Genomic DNA, 17,057 nt, shown 5'->3' on the forward strand with positions numbered 1-17,057 from the left:
CGTAATAGGATTGCCGAATATGCCAGATAGTTCATACAGATTACTGAACATTGCACGAATACTGCAGTTTGGAGATTCGGTCCTTCCTGTCGGGGCATTTACTTTTTCCTGCGGGGTTGAGTCTGCAATTTCATGCGGAATTGTCTATGACGACAAGACCCTCAAACAATATGTCTGTACAGCACTTTTGCAGGCTGCAAAATGTGATGCTGTCGCGCAAATACAAAGCATGCGCGCCTGCCGCAATAACAAGTTAAGTGAGCTTATCTCTATTGATAATGATGTAATCAGTAGAAAACTATCACCTGAATCCCGATTAATGACCCAAAGAATGGGTAAAAAATTAACTGAGCTTGCAGCGGCTATTTACCATGATCGGGTATTTGACTGGTGGCTTGAACAAATTCGTCAAGGCCGTGTTAATGGCACTTATCCTGTCTCGCATGCTTTGTTGATGCATCGTTTAGAGCTTGATGAAGAAGCTATGCTGGTCATGCATTTTTATGGTGTAGCGATGACTATTCTAAGTGCGGCGCAAAGATTGATGAGGATTACGCATCTGGATAGCCAAAAAATCCTGGCTGAGGCCACGTTACTTTTTCCTGATTATGCTGAAATGGCGCTTAACACCCGTCCGGAAGAGATGTCTTCATTTTCTCCGGTAGTCGATATTCTGGCGGCTATCCACGTCGATGCCCATGTACGTTTATTTATGAATTAACTGAGGTTTGTAATGAAGAAAATTACCCGGATTGGTATTGGTGGTCCCGTAGGTTCAGGAAAAACGGCTATTATTGAAGTTATTACTCCTGTTCTTATTCATCGGGGATATAAACCCCTGATCGTAACCAATGATGTTGTTACAACAGAAGATGCAAAGCAGGTCAAAAGGACATTAAAAGGAATATTAGAAGAAGAAAAAATCATTGGTGTTGAAACAGGGGCATGCCCACATACCGCAGTACGTGAAGATCCCAGTATGAATATTGCTGCCGTTGAAGAAATGGAAGACAAATTTCCAGATAGCGATTTAATAATGATTGAAAGCGGTGGTGATAATCTCACCCTCACCTTCAGCCCTGCATTAGCAGACTTTTATATTTATGTCATTGACGTAGCAGAAGGGGAAAAAATCCCACGTAAAAATGGTCCAGGCCTGGTACAGGCGGATATTTTGGTTATCAATAAAATTGATTTAGCACCATATGTCGGTGCCAGTCTTGAGGTAATGGAATCGGATACCCGTCATGTCAGAAATAGTCGCCCTTATATTTTAACTAACTGTAAAACGGGTGAAGGTATTGAGCAGCTTGTCGACATGATTGAGCGTGATTTTTTATTTGGCCACACGATTAAAGGAAAGCTGGATGACTCACCCACAGAATTTGAATAACCTGGTGGAAAAGGCCGGGATGTGTTGGGAGAAGCAGATCCCTGTAGAATATCGTCAGCAGCCCGAGCAAATGCCCAGCGGAGCGATCGGGAAGGATGGTTTTTTATATCTCAGCTTTACCCGTTCCGGGAGCAAAAGCATTCTTCATCGTATGGAAAAACGAACACCATTGTTTGCCCAAAAGGCCTTGTATCATGACGAAGCGCTGCCCGCTCTTCCCTGCGTGACCGTGATCTCAACTTCAGGCTGTGTGCTACAAGGGGATCGCATGGTGTTATCCATTAATGTGGGTGAAAATGCTTTCGCCAGCGTCAGTACCCAATCAGCCACCAAAGTGCATTCCATGGATAAAAACTATGGGGCACAGCTTCAAATTATTCAGCTGAACGAAAATGCTTATCTGGAATATCTACCCGACCCTTTAATCCTGCACCGCAACGCAAGATTTATTAACGATACCGTGATTGAATATAAAAGAAGCGCAACACTTATTTATTCAGAAATCATTATACCTGGTCGTCGTTATCACCATGAAAATGAGCTGAACGGTTTTGACTATTATTCATCAAATGTAACTGCAAAAGATGAGTCCGGACACGTTGTTTTTAAGGAGCAAATTGCGCTAAAACCCAGAGAACATCCAATGACAGAGATCGGAGTTATGGGAGATTTTCAGGTTCTCGGCACCATTTTCATATTAACCCCTACAGAAAATATATCATCCATTCTGGCAGCTTTCCCTGCGCATTATGGTAAGGATTGTTGCTATGGTATGTCAACACTACCAGCGGAATCTGGTCTTGTATTTAAGATGCTCGCTAATGACAGTGCCGTTATAAAAGAACATCTTCGCAAGGTTTGGGCTATGGTAAGAAAAATCGTTCTGAATGCAGAATTACCGCCACCGTTTATCTGGAAACAATAATATCCTTTACAATCTCTACTGGTACATAATGATGACAATACACCCCATTTCGGTATTATGGAAGAATAATACGGATAAGCATTATTCTCTCAAAATTATTGATATATCATTACGTGGTTGTGCTCAGGTAATGTTCCAAAATAATCCCATCACAGGGTTACTTTTTTTTATTGCTATATTTATTGCCGCTTATAACAATAACAACCCTTTAGCAGCATGGGGGTGTATAGTCGGAACTGTCCTGGCTTCGATAACAGGGGCAATAGCCCATGATGTTAAAAGTTGGCGGGATGGTCTCTATAGCTATAATGGCTGTCTGGTCGGCATTGCTATTCCTGTATTTATAACTGCGACACCAATAATGTGGCTATGCCTGGTCGTTGGTAGTGTTGTATCGGTTATTGCTACGGTATGCATTGCGGATATACTAAAAACATGGAAAGTCGCTGCGCTAACTGCCCCATTCGTGCTGACAACCTGGGTAATTCTACTTGCCAGCTATGCTTTTCATAATATCTATGGCTCTGGTCTTCCTGCCCCTGAATTGTCACAACATTACATAGCAGCGTCTCAAAACCAATACTCAATTAGCTTTTTTATCGACGGTACACTACATGGGGTCTCACAAGTGTTTTTATTCCCTGGGATCCTTGCTAGTTTGTTCTTCATTGCTGGTCTGGCGGTAGAATCTGTCGTATGTGCCTGTTATGCCATCATTGGCTCTTTTATTGCGACACTCCTTGCTTGTTATCTGGGAGCCAATCCTCACGAGATTGAGGCAGGATTGTATGCCTTTAGCGCCGTTCTCACATCAGTTGCACTGGGCACAGTCTTTAATCACCCTGGCTGGCAAGTCTTTATTTACACCGTTTCAGGAATTATCTTTACGGTCTTTATCCAGGCAGCAATGAATGTGCTTTTAATGCCTTTTGGCCTGCCGACCTTAACCATGCCGTTTGTTATTTCATCATGGTTATTCTTAGTTCCAAATAAAGAATTAATGCCAGAACATCGTCATTAATTAAATAATACGGTTGAGGTGAGAATATTTTAATTATTTCTGCATGTGTGATTTTCGTTTTAACTGCAGCACAGAGAGAATCATTATGATTGAAGAGTTTCTTTTACGGCTCATGTTAGCCAGTTTCTTAGGTGGCGTAATTGGTCTGGAACGTCAAATACGCGCCAAAGAAGCAGGAGTACGGACTCATATATTGATTGGTATTGGCAGTGCCATGTTCATGATTGTTTCTAAGTACGGTTTCTATGATGTTATTGGGCATGAACATATTGGATTAGACCCCAGCAGAATCGCAGCTCAGGTTGTCACAGGTGTTGGTTTTCTGGGCGCGGGGAATATTTTGGTCCAAAAACAAACCATTAGAGGTTTAACGACAGCAGCGGATGTGTGGGTCACTGCAGCAATAGGTCTGGTTATCGGCAGTGGAATGTATGAAGTCGGCATCGCTGGTACGATTATGGCACTCATCGTGCTGGAGTTCTTCCGTCAGCTTACCTATCGCTTTTTAAATCATCACTTGCAACTACGCATACGTATTGCAGCAGGTGCAGCACAATCTGTTCTGGCCTGGATTACTGACCAGGGTTATCGCATACAAGTGCGTTCACTGGCTAAAGATACGGGTGAATGTTATGTACTTACGGCAAATTTAGAGTGCATAAAAGAAATCGATGTATTTCAGGTAATTTCTATGCTTAATAAAAACCCTGCTATTAAAGAGGTCTCTGTGGTGTAATGTTATAAATATTATGCTACATACAATAATAACTTGCTTTATTATTGCATGTGGTGCTTATTTTTGAGAATAGGATTAAACTATCATTTTAAAAGATACAGGCATGGTAAGCTGTGCTATACAATACTTGCCATTTCTGCACTTTAACAATTTAATCCTAATCTCGAAACACGACATCCTGCATCTGGTTACTATAGATAACATGATATTTGATGTCGTACTAAATCACTCATTTTCCTGAGTTTCAGCAACAACATGATATTATACTTATGGCAATAGTAGGTCTTTAATGAGATATGCATTTCCTCAGCAATTGAGTAACATGATTTTTGCTGCAAAATGTAGGTAAGAATTTGATGCTGGCGACGAGAAAACGATAACTCTGGAGAGATATCAAGATTTTCATCGCAATTCAGCAAAGTAATGAAAGCATGCAGCGAAACGTTTCGATTGATAAAAACAACAGGGATATCTCCGAAACATCTTTTGATTCTAAATGGCGCAAGTATGAAAACCTTAGCTGGTTGTATCCTCTCCAGTTGATAATCTATACTGGTATAGAAAATATTGTTGTTAAACGTATCAATTATCACTTTTACATTACGCTCTTCTATAGTGCAAAAGTCTTCAGCATGCTGAATATGGACAATAACGTCTGTTTTGATAAGGTGATAAATAGCCTGTAGCAACATAATATCTTTAGTAAATACCAGAAACACTACCCTCTCCTGCAATACATAACTTGATTAACAAATCTTATAGTTACTTAACGAAACTATCTATACAACATCGTTTCAAAATCATTTTATTACTGACAATATTGGGGAATACATGAATACTTCAGGCTGGCTACTTAAAGGAGGTGAAGCAAGTACATCCGTCTTCCACCTCGGCAGATATTGTAGCGAATGGAAAGCATCAACATACCCCTATGGAGAACCGAGCTTTCATATCGTTCTGGGCGGGGAATGCTGGCTGGATTTGTTAAACCAACAACCGCGTATCATGCTGGAACAAGGAGATATTCTGTTTTTTTTTAATAACTTCCCATTTTTTCTTACCTCCTCACCAGATACAAATATTGTTGACTTACCCCGCAGAAAGATGATTAAAATTGAAGATTCATCTTCTAATTCCACCGATCTGCTGTGTGGTTTCATCCAACCTAACTCTATCGCCAGTCAATTGCTGTTTGCCTTACTACCGGATATATATCTTATTAAGAAAAAAGATGACGTCAGTAACAAAATACACTCTCTATTTGAGTTATTAATGACAGAAGTTAATGCTTCTGCCGATGAAAATAATTGCATTATTGCCCATTTAACTGACGCTATTTTGCACTATGTGGTTAGTGAATCTACTTCCTTATATGACATTGATATAAATATACTGAATGCCGCTAATGATGAACCGTTAGCAAAATTAATTATTGCTATACTAGATAATCCTGAGCATTCATGGACACTGGACGATATGGCTCGCTTCACTTATATGTCACGCTCAACATTTATTCGCCGCATATTAAAAGCGACAAGCTATACACCGAACCTGGTATTGAGCAAACTAAGAATTTATGTGTCATTAAACATGCTCAGAAGGGGTATGAAAACAGAGGATATTTACAGCCTCGTCGGGTATGAGTCATTGTCTGGATTCTACCAGGCATTCAAACGCGTTATGGGAACTGCACCCGGGGATTATCTATCTTCCTTCAAATAAAACGACCAGCGGGATGAATGTCAGGGGCTCGAGAAAAGCTCCGCATTCTGGCTTCCCACCGAACCTTAAGGTTATAATCCTTACAACGATTTTATTGGATTAGAAGCGACGATGACAAAACTTACCCTACAGGAACAGATGCTTAAGGCCGGTCTGGTCAGCAGCAAAAAAATGGCAAAAGTGCAGAGAACGGCGAAAAAATCGCGCGTTCAGGCTCGTTAAGCCAGAGAAGCGGTGGAAGAGAATAAAAAAGCACAGGCCGAGCGTGATAAACAGCTCAGCGAGCAGCAAAAGCAGGCTGCGCTGTCTAAAGAGTATAAAGCGCAGATCAAACAACTTATTGAAATGAATAAAATCACCATTTCTCGTGGCGATATTGGTTACAACTTCACTGATAATAACCTAATCAAAAAAGTCTATGTTGATAAAGTGACCCAGTCGCAGTTAATCAAGGGCCGTCTGGCCATTGCGCGTCTGACGGCTGAAAGCAGCAGCGATAGCGAATATGCCATCATTCCGGCTGTCGTCGCCGATAAAATTGCCCAGCGCGATGCAAGCTATATTGTATTAAATTGCGAGCTTAGCCAGGAAGCGAAGGACGAAGACGATCCGTATGCTGATTTTGTCGTCCCTGATGATTTGATGTGGTAAGAAAAACAAACAGATAATTCAGACTTCCGTCGCGTATTTCGGTGAGCGCTCGCGCCGCCACCGAAATACTGTCAACGTCTCTTCTTCTGGAACCTCGCCACTAAAACTTATAGTGTTCTTTGCTCAGCCCGTATTTTCTCATGCGTAAATACAGTTTTTTACGCGGAATTTGTAAATACTCCGCCACTTCATTAATGCGTCCCTGATGAATATTTAACGCCTCGGTAATAATCTGCCGCTCGTACTCCTCCACCCGGCGATCGAGCGGCGTCGGTTCAGGCATATGCAGCTGCGGATTTGCGGTTTCAGCCAGCGGAAGTAGCCCAACGGCAAAAAGCTCAGCGGCGTTCGCCAGCTCCCGAACATTACTTAACCACACGCGGCGCCGCATGCCTTTCAGGAGTTCCCCGTCAACGTCAGGTACCGGATGATTCAGGCGCAGACAGGCTTTCTGCAGATAATGACGAAACAGGGGCTCAATATCATCGGGACGCTGTGATAACGGCTGACAAGCGATTTGCGTCATCGCGAAACAGTAATAGAGTTCTGCCACAATCTGGTTAGTTGCCGCCAGTTCCACCAGCGATGTGGCGCCAATGCCGATTAAGCGAAAAGGACGCCGCTCCTGGCTTTGCAGGTGCACCAGTTGGTGCTGCTGTTCGCGCGTCAGGCATTCAATATGGCTCAGGACCAGCGTACCGCCTTGCGCCTGGGCAATAAGGTCATTGAGTTGTCCCGCATTGCCTGGCGTCAATTCACCGCGGATAAACGGTTCCTCGGTGCTGCGCCCAAGCTGATGCAAATAACGGGCTCCCGTCATACGCCCCGTTCCCGCCTCGCCATAAAACCAGACGGCAATATCCGTTTCCGCCAGCTGCTGCAGACGCTGGCGGTACTGATTGACCCATTCGCTGTAACCGATCAGCTCAACCTGCAGCTTTTGCTGACAATAGTGGCGACGCGCAATCACCGATTTTCGCTGACGCAGCGCATCTTCTACCAACAACAGCAGTTTGCCGGGGTCGACCGGTTTTTGCAGAAAATCCCAGGCCCCTTTTTTCACCGCTTCCACGGCCATCGGGACGTCGCCATGGCCGGTGATCAACAGGATCGGCAGCTGATTATCATCCTGATGAAACAACGTCATGAGATCGATTCCATTGCAGCCAGGCATACACACGTCGCTCAGGACAATCCCCAGCCAGTCGGCCTGTAGCCAATTTCGGGCGTCAAAAGGGTTACTGCATGCGTATACACGATAACCCTCCTGTTCAAGCAACAGCGTGTAAGCGTCGAGAACATCGGCATCGTCATCAATCAGCAAAACAGCATATTCATCACACAACATCGTTTACATCCGTCAGATTAAATTGCAGCACGACGCAGGCATTGCGCCCCGGCGTCGAGGCCAGTCGCAGCTCGCCGTTCATTTGCGTCATTAACGATACACAAATTGATAAACCAATACCGAGACCCACATCCTTACTGGTGGTAAACGGCTTTAATAGTGATGGCAACAACGCGCCTGGCCAGCTAGGGCCGTTATCACAAACTAAGACACATAATCGGTGGCCTTCAGCCTGCCAGTGAACCTCTATTTCCGCGGCGGCCGGACAGGCATCCAGCGCATTTGCCAGTATGTTTACCAGTACCTGCTGAATACGCACTTCATCACCTGCCACCCATACACTGTGAGCAGGAAGCGTCAGCGTGCCTTGCTGCTTATGGCGCATAGCCAGCAGTTCCCAGGCAGCAGTAAACGTTTGTCGTAGATCGACCGGATGTAAAGGCGCGCCCGGCTCAGCCCGACGCGCAAACTGACGCAGCGAACGGATAATGGCATCGATGCGGTTAATCAGCCCCTCCGCTTTGGTTAACGTGCTTCTGGCCTGAGCGGATTGCCCCTGCTCAATTGCCCTTCCCGCCGTAAACAGGTACATCGACAGCGCATTCAGCGGTTGATTAATTTCGTGCGCCAGAGTGGTCATGGTCTGGCCGACCACCGCCAGTTTAGCCGTCTGGATCAGCTCATCCTGCGTCGCCCGGAGATCGGACTCAATCTCCTTACGCTCCGCCACTTCCTGCTCAAGCTGATTTTTTTGCGCATTCAACTGGCCCAGGGTATGGCGCAGCAGGCCCGCGATACGCCCCAATTCATCGCGCCCGTAAACCGGGATAGTGGCGTCCGTTCGCCCCAGACCGATTTGCACCACAGCCTGGTTGAGCGCGGTAAAACGCTTCACCAGCCGGGAACGAATGAAGTAGTGGTTAAGTCCCCAGGCGAGAAGGAGCGCCAGCAGCGTCGCCAGCAGAATAAGTCCACCGCTGACGCGAACAATTTGTTCCAGCCGCTGGTTAAACATCTGCATTTGCTGATGGCTACTTCCCAATTGCGCTTCAAGCAGTGTTCGAAAGCGCCCGAGCGTTGCCTCTCTGGCGTGGTTGGCATCAATGAGCGCTTTTTGCGCAGCGACATAATCGCGCATCGTATCGGGCATTTTATTTTTCATCATCCCGATTTCCAGCAGTTCATCAATGGTTTGCCGCAGGGTGATGGTACTGGGCCAGTCATCGAGGGTACGGATGTTTTCATCGGCGGTTTTCTTCAGATTCTCCAGGTAGTGGATATGGTTCTCCACCAGCATCCCGTCGTCGCTGCCCGATTTCAGTTCATTAAGCCTGTCGCGTAAATCATCGACGATCTGATTTTCAATTCTTGCCAGGGTGTAAACCTGCTGCTGCTCGTTTTGCACCTCTCTGGCACGTTTGAGATACAGCGCCGCATCGCCACTTTTTGCCTCAATTTGATCCAACAACGTCCCCTGCTGCCAGGTAAAATCCTGCACCAGTGAATTCAGCTCGGTGTTAAAATCATCGTGTAGCCAGTCGATGCGTGCGGAGAGTTCACTCACTTTTTCACGCACGAGGAACATGTTGTAGAGCACCCGGTCCAATTCCGCCATCAGCGCCCGGCTGTCCTGCAAAATCACCGCCAGCTGCTGTTGTTCTGCGGGTTGTAGCCCCCGGCTCAGTGTCTCGATTTTATCCAGATGCGAAATTATCTGATTGCGCAGTTGCAGCCTCACCGTCGTGTTGGGGGCCAGCAGGAATTCATTAAGCTGATCCACAACCAGGTTAAGATTCCCTTCAATCAAAAAAGCGGAATGCACGCGCGGGAAGTAATCATCAAGCGAATAGCGTATCTGCGAGCTCTGCTCATGCCATGAGTACAAACTGACGCAGCTTACGCTCAACGTCAGTAGTGCGCCCGTCAGAAAGGCTCCCCGCAGGCTGCTGCTGATGTTGAGCTGCCGCAGGCGTTGCAGTATCGATCCACCTTTCATTTTAATTCTTCCAGTTTTGCTATCGCCTGACGTTGATTTTTAAGAAACCACAGCTGCCATTCCATCATCTGCTGTTCGGCAAAGCTTTTGTTATCGAACTGAGCAAGCCAGGCCTCATCTTCACTACGCCTGGCATCTATCGGGACGCTGGTCAGTAAGGCTCTGATTTCGGGTAACGGGCGTTTCAGGCGCGCTTCCGCACTGTATAGCGCTCGCCAGGCATCTTTCAGTTGTGCGAGACGAAAACTGATGGCGGTATCAAACATCCGTTGCACCAGCCGCTGCCGCTTAAGGATCAGCCGATAATTAAGCGCAGGCTGATTCATCAACATAGCCTGTTGAGCGGCCCGTGGGTTATCTGGCGCGAGCTGGGTAACCGGATATTTTCCCGTATTCGCATCCGCAAGGATCCGCTGTCCTTCCGGACTTAATAAGTAGCGGATAAAACGACGCGCTTCACTGGCGTGCTGGCTGTTCTTGAGAACGGCGACATAGGTTGGCGACACTGCGGAGCGAGGAAAATAGGTAAAGGCCAGATGCGGATCGTTGAGCAACAGGTTGGCATAGTTATCAATGACCGGTCCGGCAACGCCAAGACCGCTCTTAATTTTGTCGGCGACGCCAAAACTGCGTGATGAAATCGTCACCAGATTACCCGCGCTCGCTAACAGCGTCGCCCAGCCCTCTTCCCACCCTTTTTGCTGCAACAGCGACTCAACCATCAGATGATTGGTATCGGAACGTGACGGACTACTCATCAACAACGCATTCTGATATTTAGGCTGCGTTAAATCCGTCCAGTCAGCAGGAGGAGAAAGGTGTCGCGCCGCCAGCGCGGAACGGTTAATTAGCAGGCCAAAACCGGATATCGCCACCGCCACAGAGGTAGAACGAATAGACTCAGGCACCAGCCTCTGGCTTTCCGGCAACGCATTATCAAAGGGCGCCAGCTTCTGATGCTCCTGAAGATGCTGTAACAGCATGGGCGATGAGGTCAAAATGAGATCAACGTTTTCCGCATTCGCGGTATCAAACAGTTGTTCCAGCGAGCTGCTGGTCCGGTTTAACGTGCGAATCATCACCGATCCCGGCTGCGTCTGCCAGCGCTGGATAATCCAGGCCGTGGCGCCGGGGGAAAAGGTTGTGGCCATCACCAGCTCTTTACTCAACGCCTGGCGACCCGCCAACAGCGACATGAAACAGAGCGAGATTGCCCAAAAACGCCGCCAACAGAAAAGTCTGTTTGTGATCCCGTTCATAAATACCAACATGTGCAAAAAATAATATTGAGACAAAACTTACCCGTTTATCACTACAGTTGAGAGGAATAAGGTTATTCGCAAGTTTACCAAACGGAAAGTGACTACATCAGCAAAGAATACCCGAAAATACAGTATGAATTTGTTAATATCCGCACATGACAGCAATAAAAGTCCGCGTAAAAGAACAGAAATAAAATACCATTATTTAAAAAGAGTCAAAATCCGGCGCGCCACCCACAAAATGGGTCAATAATGACACATTTCATCGACTTGAGTTTCTCTCCTGCCTATTTCACTCTTCACCACGAAAACTCCTGATATTCACATCAATATAAATTTAGGTGATGATATGTTATCAATATTTAAGGCAGGGCCTACGGCAAATAAAGTCCCGGCGGAGAAAGTCCAGGAAACTTATGGCCGCTATCGCATTCAGGCATTACTCAGCGTATTCCTGGGCTATCTTGCGTACTATATTGTGCGTAATAACTTCACGCTCTCAACGCCTTATCTGAAGGAGCATTTGGATCTCAGCGCCACGCAGATCGGTTTACTCAGCAGTTGTATGCTTATCGCCTATGGGATCAGTAAAGGCATTATGAGCAGCCTGGCAGACAAAGCCAGCCCCAAAGTCTTTATGGCATGCGGTTTGATTCTGTGCGCCATCGTCAACGTAGGTTTAGGATTCAGTACCGGATTCTGGATTTTTGCCGCGCTGGTTGTCTTCAACGGCTTGTTCCAGGGGATGGGCGTCGGCCCTTCATTTATTACTATCGCCAACTGGTTTCCGCGTAAAGAACGTGGACGCGTTGGCGCATTCTGGAATATCTCACACAATGTCGGTGGTGGTATTGTTGCCCCGATCGTTGGTGCCGCCTTTGCCATTTTGGGAAGTGAACACTGGCAAAGCGCCAGCTATATTGTTCCGGCCGGCGTTGCCGTCCTGTTTGCATTTATCGTGCTGATGCTGGGGAAAGGTTCACCACGCCAGGAAGGTTTACCGGCTCTGGAACAAATGATGCCGGAAGAAAAAGTTGTATTAAATGCCCGACACGCTGTCCAGGCGCCAGAAAATATGAGCGCCTTCCAGATCTTCTGCACTTATGTCCTGCGTAATAAAAATGCCTGGTATGTTTCACTGGTGGATGTTTTTGTCTATATGGTACGTTTTGGCATGATTAGCTGGTTGCCAATTTATCTGTTAACCGAAAAACATTTCTCGAAAGAGGAAATGAGCGTCGCTTTTTTATTTTTCGAATGGGCGGCAATCCCTTCCACATTACTGGCGGGTTGGCTTACCGATAAACTGTTTAAAGGCCGTCGCATGCCATTGGCCATGATTTGTATGGCACTGATTTTCGTCTGTCTGATCGGCTACTGGAAAAGCGAATCGCTGTTGATGGTGACTATTTTTGCCGCCATCGTTGGCTGCCTGATTTATGTTCCTCAGTTCCTGGCCTCCGTTCAGACCATGGAAATCGTACCCAGCTTCGCAGTGGGTTCCGCAGTAGGATTGCGCGGATTTATGAGCTACATTTTTGGCGCGTCATTGGGCACCAGCCTGTTTGGCGTAATGGTCGACAAAATGGGATGGCATGGCGGTTTCTATCTGCTGATGGGGGGAATTGTCTGTTGCATCCTGTTCTGCTACCTCTCTCATCGCGGGGCGCTGGAACTTGAGCAACAGCGGAAAAATGCTCAACAAGAAGAAGCATCACTCCAGTTGGCTGACGCCCGTTAATCGATTTCAGTCTCGCAAAAAGTGCCAGCGCAGCTGGCACTTCCCTACTCTCAGCTAAATAAAAAACAGCTAAACGTGAAAATTCATTTCCAATCGTAACACGCCGGATTATTGCCTACCGTCCCCCACCATAAAGCGAATGATCAAACCGCATGTTGGGGCAAGAAAAAGGAATAATCCGGTTACCATTTCGTTACCATTAGTCAACCGCATAGTAAAAACGTAAATTAAGGCGGTGAGTATGACCATGCCGATAAAAGCGCTTATTGACGCCGCAGCGCCCATTACCTGCCAGATGTAGCAACTGACGCTCAGAATACTCAATGCGAGAAAGGTCCAAAAATAGAGCATAGCGATACCTCCTGTTTGCCATAAAACTTTACGTAAGTCCTTACACTCCCTTGTTTTTATATTCTAAGATAACTTCCATCAGTTCGCAATTTAAGCAACATTTACGTTACAAAAATCACTCATCTGCTTACTATTTAGATATACACCTGGAGTTTATTTATTCATCATAAAAACAATGAATTATAAATAGTCTTTTTTTTGTTCTTAATCGCCCCCAAAATATTTACGAAACTTGAGTAATTATTTCTGGCTGACATTAATCTTCGGGTGTACATTGTGCGTCCGATCATTCATGCCCCTCGTGGTTTTGTCCTGACTCAGTTTTACACTCTCTGCAGGAACCAATGTCGTTTATGGCGGCCTAACGATCTGTGCAGAGTGTAACGCGCCAGACCCAGCGTCTTCGCGATACATCTATTTCGTATCAACAACAGGTGCTTATGTTTCCCCAATGTAAATTTTCACGCGCGTTTTTGCATCCGCGCTATTGGCTCATGTGGTTTGGCGTCGGTGTGCTCTGGTTACTGGTACAACTTCCCTATCCCGTATTATGTTTTCTTGGTACCCGTACAGGAACACTGGCTCGCCCATTTTTAAAGCGCCGTGAATCTATTGCACGTAAAAACCTCGAACTCTGTTTCCCCAATCTGTCGCAGGAAGAAAGAGACAAACTGGTCGATGAGAACTTCCGTTCACTCGGCATGGGACTGCTTGAAACAGGTATGGCCTGGTTCTGGCCGGATCACCGCGTTCGCAAATGGTTTGATGTAGAAGGGTTGGACAACCTGAAACGCGCCCAGATGGAAGACCGTGGCGTGATGGTCGTAGGCGTACACTTTATGTCGCTCGAATTAGGTGGCCGCGTAATGGGGCTGTGCCAGCCGATGATGGCAACCTATCGCCCGCACAACAATAAGTTGATGGAGTGGATCCAAACCCGCGGTCGTATGCGTTCCAACAAAGCCATGATCGGCAGAAATAATCTGCGTGGCATTGTCGGCGCCCTGAAAAAAGGGGAAGCGGTATGGTTTGCTCCCGATCAGGACTACGGCCGTAAAGGAAGCTCATTCGCGCCTTTCTTCGCCGTTAAAAACGTGGCAACCACCAATGGTACTTACGTGCTGTCGCGCCTGTCAGGCGCAGCGATGCTGACCGTAACCATGGTGAGAAAAGCAGATAACTCAGGTTACCGCCTGTTTATCACACCACAAATGGAAGGTTACCCAGCAGATGAAAGCCAGGCTGCGGCTTATATGAATAAAATTATCGAAAAAGAGATCATGCGCGCGCCCGAGCAGTATCTCTGGATCCACCGTCGCTTCAAAACCCGCCCCATGGGTGAAGCCTCGTTATATATCTAAAAAGAAAGGCCTTACGGCCTTTCTTTTTGTCTGTGGCTGAATTACTTAACGCCCCACTCGTTCTGTAGTTCAGCCATGCGCTCATTGTAGTTACGAGCAATACAGGCTGGTTTATCCTGCTCTTTCCAGCACTCGTTTCGTCCTTTAACCCAGCCGCGCTGCTCCGCTTTCAGCGTTGGGTTATTTTTCGATTTAACCAACGCCTGTTTGTAGACCCCGTTCAACTTAACATCCAGCTCGGAGAGTGATGGACTCTGGCAAATAACTTCTTCAATACTTCCCTTTGCCACCGCTGAGCAGGAGAAAGAAGGACCGCTGTGGGGCGATTTTTCCCCCGGGGCGTAGTCAATATTGTCTTCAGGCTGACAAATTCCGTGCTTACGATTTGGCCCTGACCATGAAACTTCCGGGTTGCCGTCATCTTTACGGGAGATGGAAAGCGTATTTTTGCCGCTTTTGGCTTCCCAGTAGTTTTCATTGAAGCTCTTTACGGTCGCCTTGGCACCGTCAATCCAAACGTTACCTTTACCATCACTATTCACACCACCAATACTTGCGCAGCTGAAATTAAACGCCAACGGTGAGGCCGCCATCGACGTCACTGGCGTAAGAACGAGTGCTAACATCATTAATCTGGTCATTTTTAACCTTTTCATTATTGAATTCCGCGAAAAATTAACCACATTCATACTATGGTGATATGAGAATTCTCCGACTAATCATTACGTCGCTCAATAGCAATTTATTACCGGCAGAAATTAAACTGTCGCCGAATCACGACACTTGTAAGTTATTAAAATTAAATAGAAAAATGCCTCTTGTCTCACCTCATTTTTAGGCGTACATTAGCGCCGTCTGGAGCACTAAAGCTCAGAATTCTGAGGTGATGCAGCCAGGCAAACGAGGGATATTCTCCATTTCGTTTGCGCGTGCATCAGCTCTCTGTCAGGTAAGCATATGTTCATTCAGACGTACCCAGGTACGCGGAGAGATGAAAAGTGAAATATTTCTTTATGGGCATTTCTTTTATGGTCATCGTTTGGGCCGGTACGTTCGCCCTGATGATCTAAATAAAAGACGCAGCAAAAAAACAGGAGCCATCAGGCTCCTGTTTGCTTTTGGAGATCTCACGATCGGTTAGTCGGTACTTTCAATAGCCGATTTCGCACTGGCAGGCAGTAAGCCATCTGCGCGGAACATCGCTTTGATGCCGCGGATCGCCTGGCGGGTACGGTCACGGTTTTCAATTAAGGCAAAACGCACGTGCGTATCGCCATAATCACCAAAGCCAATCCCCGGCGAAACGCATACTTTCGCTTCGTTCAGCAGTTTCTTGGCAAACTCAAGTGAGCCCATCGCGGCATATTGCTCAGGAATTTTCGCCCAAACGTACATTGAAGCCTTTGGCATCTCAACCATCCAACCGGCCTCATGCAGCCCTTTAACCAGCACATCGCGACGGCGTTTATACTGCTCGGCAATATCCCGTACGCATTGCTGATCGCCTTCCAGCGCCGCGATTGCCGCAACCTGCAACGGTGTAAACGTCCCGTAATCGTGATAACTCTTGATGCGTGCCAGCGCGTTGACCAGCGTTTTATTGCCAACCATAAAACCGATACGCCAGCCCGCCATGTTGTAGCTTTTCGACAGGGTGAAAAATTCAACCGCGACATCACGAGCGCCAGGTACTTGCATAATCGATGGCGCTTTCCAGCCATCGTAAACGATATCGGCATAGGCGAGATCGTGAACCACCAGCACGTCATAGCGTTTAGCCAGCGCGACGACTTTTTCGAAAAATTCCAGCTCGACGCACTGTGCTGTCGGGTTGGACGGGAAACCTAAGATCATCATCTTCGGTTTCGGGTAGCTTTCACGGATCGCGCGCTCCAGCTCATTAAAGAAATCGACACCTTCAACCAGCGGCACTGACCGTACCTGCGCCCCGGCAATCACCGCGCCATAAATATGAATGGGATAGCTCGGGTTGGGTACGAGAACCGTATCACCATGATCGAGCGTTGCCAGCATCAGGTGCGCCAGTCCCTCTTTGGAACCAATAGTCACAATCGCTTCGGATTCGGGATCAATTTCAACGTCATAGCGTTCCTGATACCAGCGGGAAATCGCCCGACGCAGACGCGGAATGCCGCGAGACGTGGAATAGCCATGCGTGTCCGGGCGCTGCGCCACGGTACACAGTTTTTCAACAATATGAGGAGGCGTGGCCCCATCCGGGTTCCCCATACTGAAATCGATAATATCTTCGCCGCGCCGACGCGCAGCCATCTTCAGTTCAGCGGTAATGTTAAAAACGTAAGGGGGAAGGCGATCAATACGCGTAAAGCGACGTTCAGGGCGGGTGTCAGCCATAATATCCTCAGATTAACGTTAGCGCCCGGACCGTCCGAGCGACGCTGCCACGATGGTGGCACGTTTAGAAAATAGCCTGAATAATTTCCTTCTGTCGAGAGGCAAAACAAAATATTTTTTCGACACAAATGAGGAACAGGCAAACAAAATGAGGAAATATTCATTTTCACACAC

The 17,057-nt window shown here is 46.8% G+C and carries 16 protein-coding genes and 1 pseudogene; 10 read left to right on the forward strand and 7 right to left on the reverse strand.

Going from position 1 to position 17,057, the window contains the following annotated elements; translation table 11 throughout:
* The first annotated feature begins 19 nt into the window (after positions 1 to 19).
* The 5 genes from OGV69_RS21685 (at position 20) to OGV69_RS21705 (ending at position 4,075) form a co-directional block, all read left to right on the forward strand.
* The gene (locus OGV69_RS21685) at positions 20 to 721 is read left to right on the forward strand and encodes an urease accessory protein UreF (RefSeq protein ID WP_069325421.1); all 702 of its coding nucleotides are present in this window, start codon (positions 20 to 22) and stop codon (positions 719 to 721) included.
* A gap of 12 nt (positions 722 to 733) precedes the next feature.
* Complete coding sequence (gene ureG / locus OGV69_RS21690) at positions 734 to 1,393, forward strand: urease accessory protein UreG (RefSeq protein WP_069325413.1); 660 nt, start codon at positions 734 to 736, stop codon at positions 1,391 to 1,393.
* Complete coding sequence (locus OGV69_RS21695) at positions 1,368 to 2,318, forward strand: urease accessory protein UreD (RefSeq protein WP_077224023.1); 951 nt, start codon at positions 1,368 to 1,370, stop codon at positions 2,316 to 2,318. Before ureG ends, OGV69_RS21695 begins: the two co-directional genes overlap by 26 nt.
* Positions 2,319 to 2,349: 31 nt before the next feature.
* The gene (yut, locus tag OGV69_RS21700; protein WP_077224025.1) at positions 2,350 to 3,339 is read left to right on the forward strand and encodes an urea transporter; all 990 of its coding nucleotides are present in this window, start codon (positions 2,350 to 2,352) and stop codon (positions 3,337 to 3,339) included.
* An 85-nt stretch (positions 3,340 to 3,424) separates the two neighbouring features.
* Positions 3,425 to 4,075, forward strand: coding sequence for an MgtC/SapB family protein (locus OGV69_RS21705; protein ID WP_069325415.1), 651 nt, complete (start codon positions 3,425 to 3,427; stop codon positions 4,073 to 4,075).
* 191 nt (positions 4,076 to 4,266) lie between these two features.
* On the opposite strand, the gene OGV69_RS21710 is transcribed toward OGV69_RS21705, so the two are convergent.
* Positions 4,267 to 4,794, reverse strand: coding sequence for a helix-turn-helix domain-containing protein (locus OGV69_RS21710; protein WP_069325416.1), 528 nt, complete (start codon positions 4,792 to 4,794; stop codon positions 4,267 to 4,269).
* A gap of 112 nt (positions 4,795 to 4,906) precedes the next feature.
* On the opposite strand from OGV69_RS21710, the gene OGV69_RS21715 reads away from it, so the two are divergent.
* Positions 4,907 to 5,797: an AraC family transcriptional regulator gene (locus OGV69_RS21715; RefSeq protein ID WP_074458567.1), complete on the forward strand. Its 891-nt coding sequence runs from the start codon at positions 4,907 to 4,909 to the stop codon at positions 5,795 to 5,797.
* A gap of 111 nt (positions 5,798 to 5,908) precedes the next feature.
* Positions 5,909 to 6,448, forward strand: a pseudogene (locus OGV69_RS21720) (DUF2058 domain-containing protein).
* Positions 6,449 to 6,548: 100 nt separating this feature from the next.
* Here the strand turns inward: OGV69_RS21720 and pgtA are convergent.
* Genes pgtA through pgtC form a run of 3 tightly spaced genes read right to left on the reverse strand, consistent with a single transcriptional unit; the run spans position 6,549 to position 10,988 of the window.
* Entirely contained in the window at positions 6,549 to 7,796 is a 1,248-nt protein-coding gene (gene pgtA, locus OGV69_RS21725) for a two-component system response regulator PgtA (RefSeq protein ID WP_069325418.1), read from the reverse strand.
* Positions 7,786 to 9,777, reverse strand: a complete 1,992-nt coding sequence (gene pgtB / locus OGV69_RS21730; RefSeq protein WP_176722634.1) for a two-component system sensor histidine kinase PgtB — start codon at positions 9,775 to 9,777, stop codon at positions 7,786 to 7,788. Before pgtB ends, pgtA begins: the two co-directional genes overlap by 11 nt.
* An 11-nt stretch (positions 9,778 to 9,788) precedes the next feature.
* Complete coding sequence (gene pgtC / locus OGV69_RS21735; protein ID WP_227409663.1) at positions 9,789 to 10,988, reverse strand: phosphoglycerate transport regulator PgtC; 1,200 nt, start codon at positions 10,986 to 10,988, stop codon at positions 9,789 to 9,791.
* 415 nt (positions 10,989 to 11,403) lie between these two features.
* On the opposite strand from pgtC, the gene pgtP reads away from it, so the two are divergent.
* Complete coding sequence (gene pgtP, locus OGV69_RS21740; RefSeq protein ID WP_069324517.1) at positions 11,404 to 12,795, forward strand: phosphoglycerate transporter PgtP; 1,392 nt, start codon at positions 11,404 to 11,406, stop codon at positions 12,793 to 12,795.
* Between the two features lie 108 nt (positions 12,796 to 12,903).
* On the opposite strand, the gene OGV69_RS21745 is transcribed toward pgtP, so the two are convergent.
* On the reverse strand, positions 12,904 to 13,146 hold the full coding sequence (locus OGV69_RS21745) for a DUF2545 family protein (RefSeq protein WP_038642414.1): 243 nt from the start codon (positions 13,144 to 13,146) through the stop codon (positions 12,904 to 12,906).
* Positions 13,147 to 13,586: 440 nt separating this feature from the next.
* On the opposite strand from OGV69_RS21745, the gene lpxP reads away from it, so the two are divergent.
* Positions 13,587 to 14,507, forward strand: coding sequence for a kdo(2)-lipid IV(A) palmitoleoyltransferase (gene lpxP / locus OGV69_RS21750; RefSeq protein WP_069324516.1), 921 nt, complete (start codon positions 13,587 to 13,589; stop codon positions 14,505 to 14,507).
* A gap of 41 nt (positions 14,508 to 14,548) precedes the next feature.
* Here lpxP and OGV69_RS21755 read toward each other — a convergent pair whose 3' ends face one another.
* Complete coding sequence (locus OGV69_RS21755) at positions 14,549 to 15,163, reverse strand: lysozyme inhibitor LprI family protein (RefSeq protein ID WP_069324515.1); 615 nt, start codon at positions 15,161 to 15,163, stop codon at positions 14,549 to 14,551.
* A 342-nt stretch (positions 15,164 to 15,505) separates the two neighbouring features.
* On the opposite strand from OGV69_RS21755, the gene ypdK reads away from it, so the two are divergent.
* Positions 15,506 to 15,577 (forward strand): membrane protein YpdK, encoded by a 72-nt coding sequence (gene ypdK, locus OGV69_RS21760; protein ID WP_010723117.1) that lies wholly within the window; start codon positions 15,506 to 15,508, stop codon positions 15,575 to 15,577.
* A 67-nt stretch (positions 15,578 to 15,644) separates the two neighbouring features.
* On the opposite strand, the gene alaC is transcribed toward ypdK, so the two are convergent.
* Positions 15,645 to 16,883 (reverse strand): alanine transaminase, encoded by a 1,239-nt coding sequence (gene alaC / locus OGV69_RS21765; RefSeq protein ID WP_038642420.1) that lies wholly within the window; start codon positions 16,881 to 16,883, stop codon positions 15,645 to 15,647.
* Between the last annotated feature and the right edge of the window lie 174 nt (positions 16,884 to 17,057).

The sequence above is a fragment of the Citrobacter sp. Cc139 genome (assembly GCF_030334645.1).
Classification (GTDB): domain Bacteria; phylum Pseudomonadota; class Gammaproteobacteria; order Enterobacterales; family Enterobacteriaceae; genus Citrobacter; species Citrobacter werkmanii.

Excerpts from the sequence above, each read along its gene's own strand:
- OGV69_RS21685 (WP_069325421.1), top strand. The coding sequence starts at position 20 with ATGCCAGATAGTTCATACAGATTACTGAACATTGCACGAATACTGCAG.
- ureG (WP_069325413.1), top strand. The coding sequence starts at position 734 with ATGAAGAAAATTACCCGGATTGGTATTGGTGGTCCCGTAGGTTCAGGA.
- OGV69_RS21695 (WP_077224023.1), top strand. The coding sequence starts at position 1,368 with ATGACTCACCCACAGAATTTGAATAACCTGGTGGAAAAGGCCGGGATG.
- yut (WP_077224025.1), top strand. The coding sequence starts at position 2,350 with ATGACAATACACCCCATTTCGGTATTATGGAAGAATAATACGGATAAG.
- OGV69_RS21705 (WP_069325415.1), top strand. The coding sequence starts at position 3,425 with ATGATTGAAGAGTTTCTTTTACGGCTCATGTTAGCCAGTTTCTTAGGT.
- OGV69_RS21715 (WP_074458567.1), top strand. The coding sequence starts at position 4,907 with ATGAATACTTCAGGCTGGCTACTTAAAGGAGGTGAAGCAAGTACATCC.
- pgtA (WP_069325418.1), bottom strand. The coding sequence starts at position 7,796 with ATGTTGTGTGATGAATATGCTGTTTTGCTGATTGATGACGATGCCGAT.
- pgtC (WP_227409663.1), bottom strand. The coding sequence starts at position 10,988 with ATGTCGCTGTTGGCGGGTCGCCAGGCGTTGAGTAAAGAGCTGGTGATG.
- pgtP (WP_069324517.1), top strand. The coding sequence starts at position 11,404 with ATGTTATCAATATTTAAGGCAGGGCCTACGGCAAATAAAGTCCCGGCG.
- OGV69_RS21745 (WP_038642414.1), bottom strand. The coding sequence starts at position 13,146 with ATGCTCTATTTTTGGACCTTTCTCGCATTGAGTATTCTGAGCGTCAGT.
- lpxP (WP_069324516.1), top strand. The coding sequence starts at position 13,587 with ATGTTTCCCCAATGTAAATTTTCACGCGCGTTTTTGCATCCGCGCTAT.
- OGV69_RS21755 (WP_069324515.1), bottom strand. The coding sequence starts at position 15,163 with ATGAAAAGGTTAAAAATGACCAGATTAATGATGTTAGCACTCGTTCTT.
- alaC (WP_038642420.1), bottom strand. The coding sequence starts at position 16,883 with ATGGCTGACACCCGCCCTGAACGTCGCTTTACGCGTATTGATCGCCTT.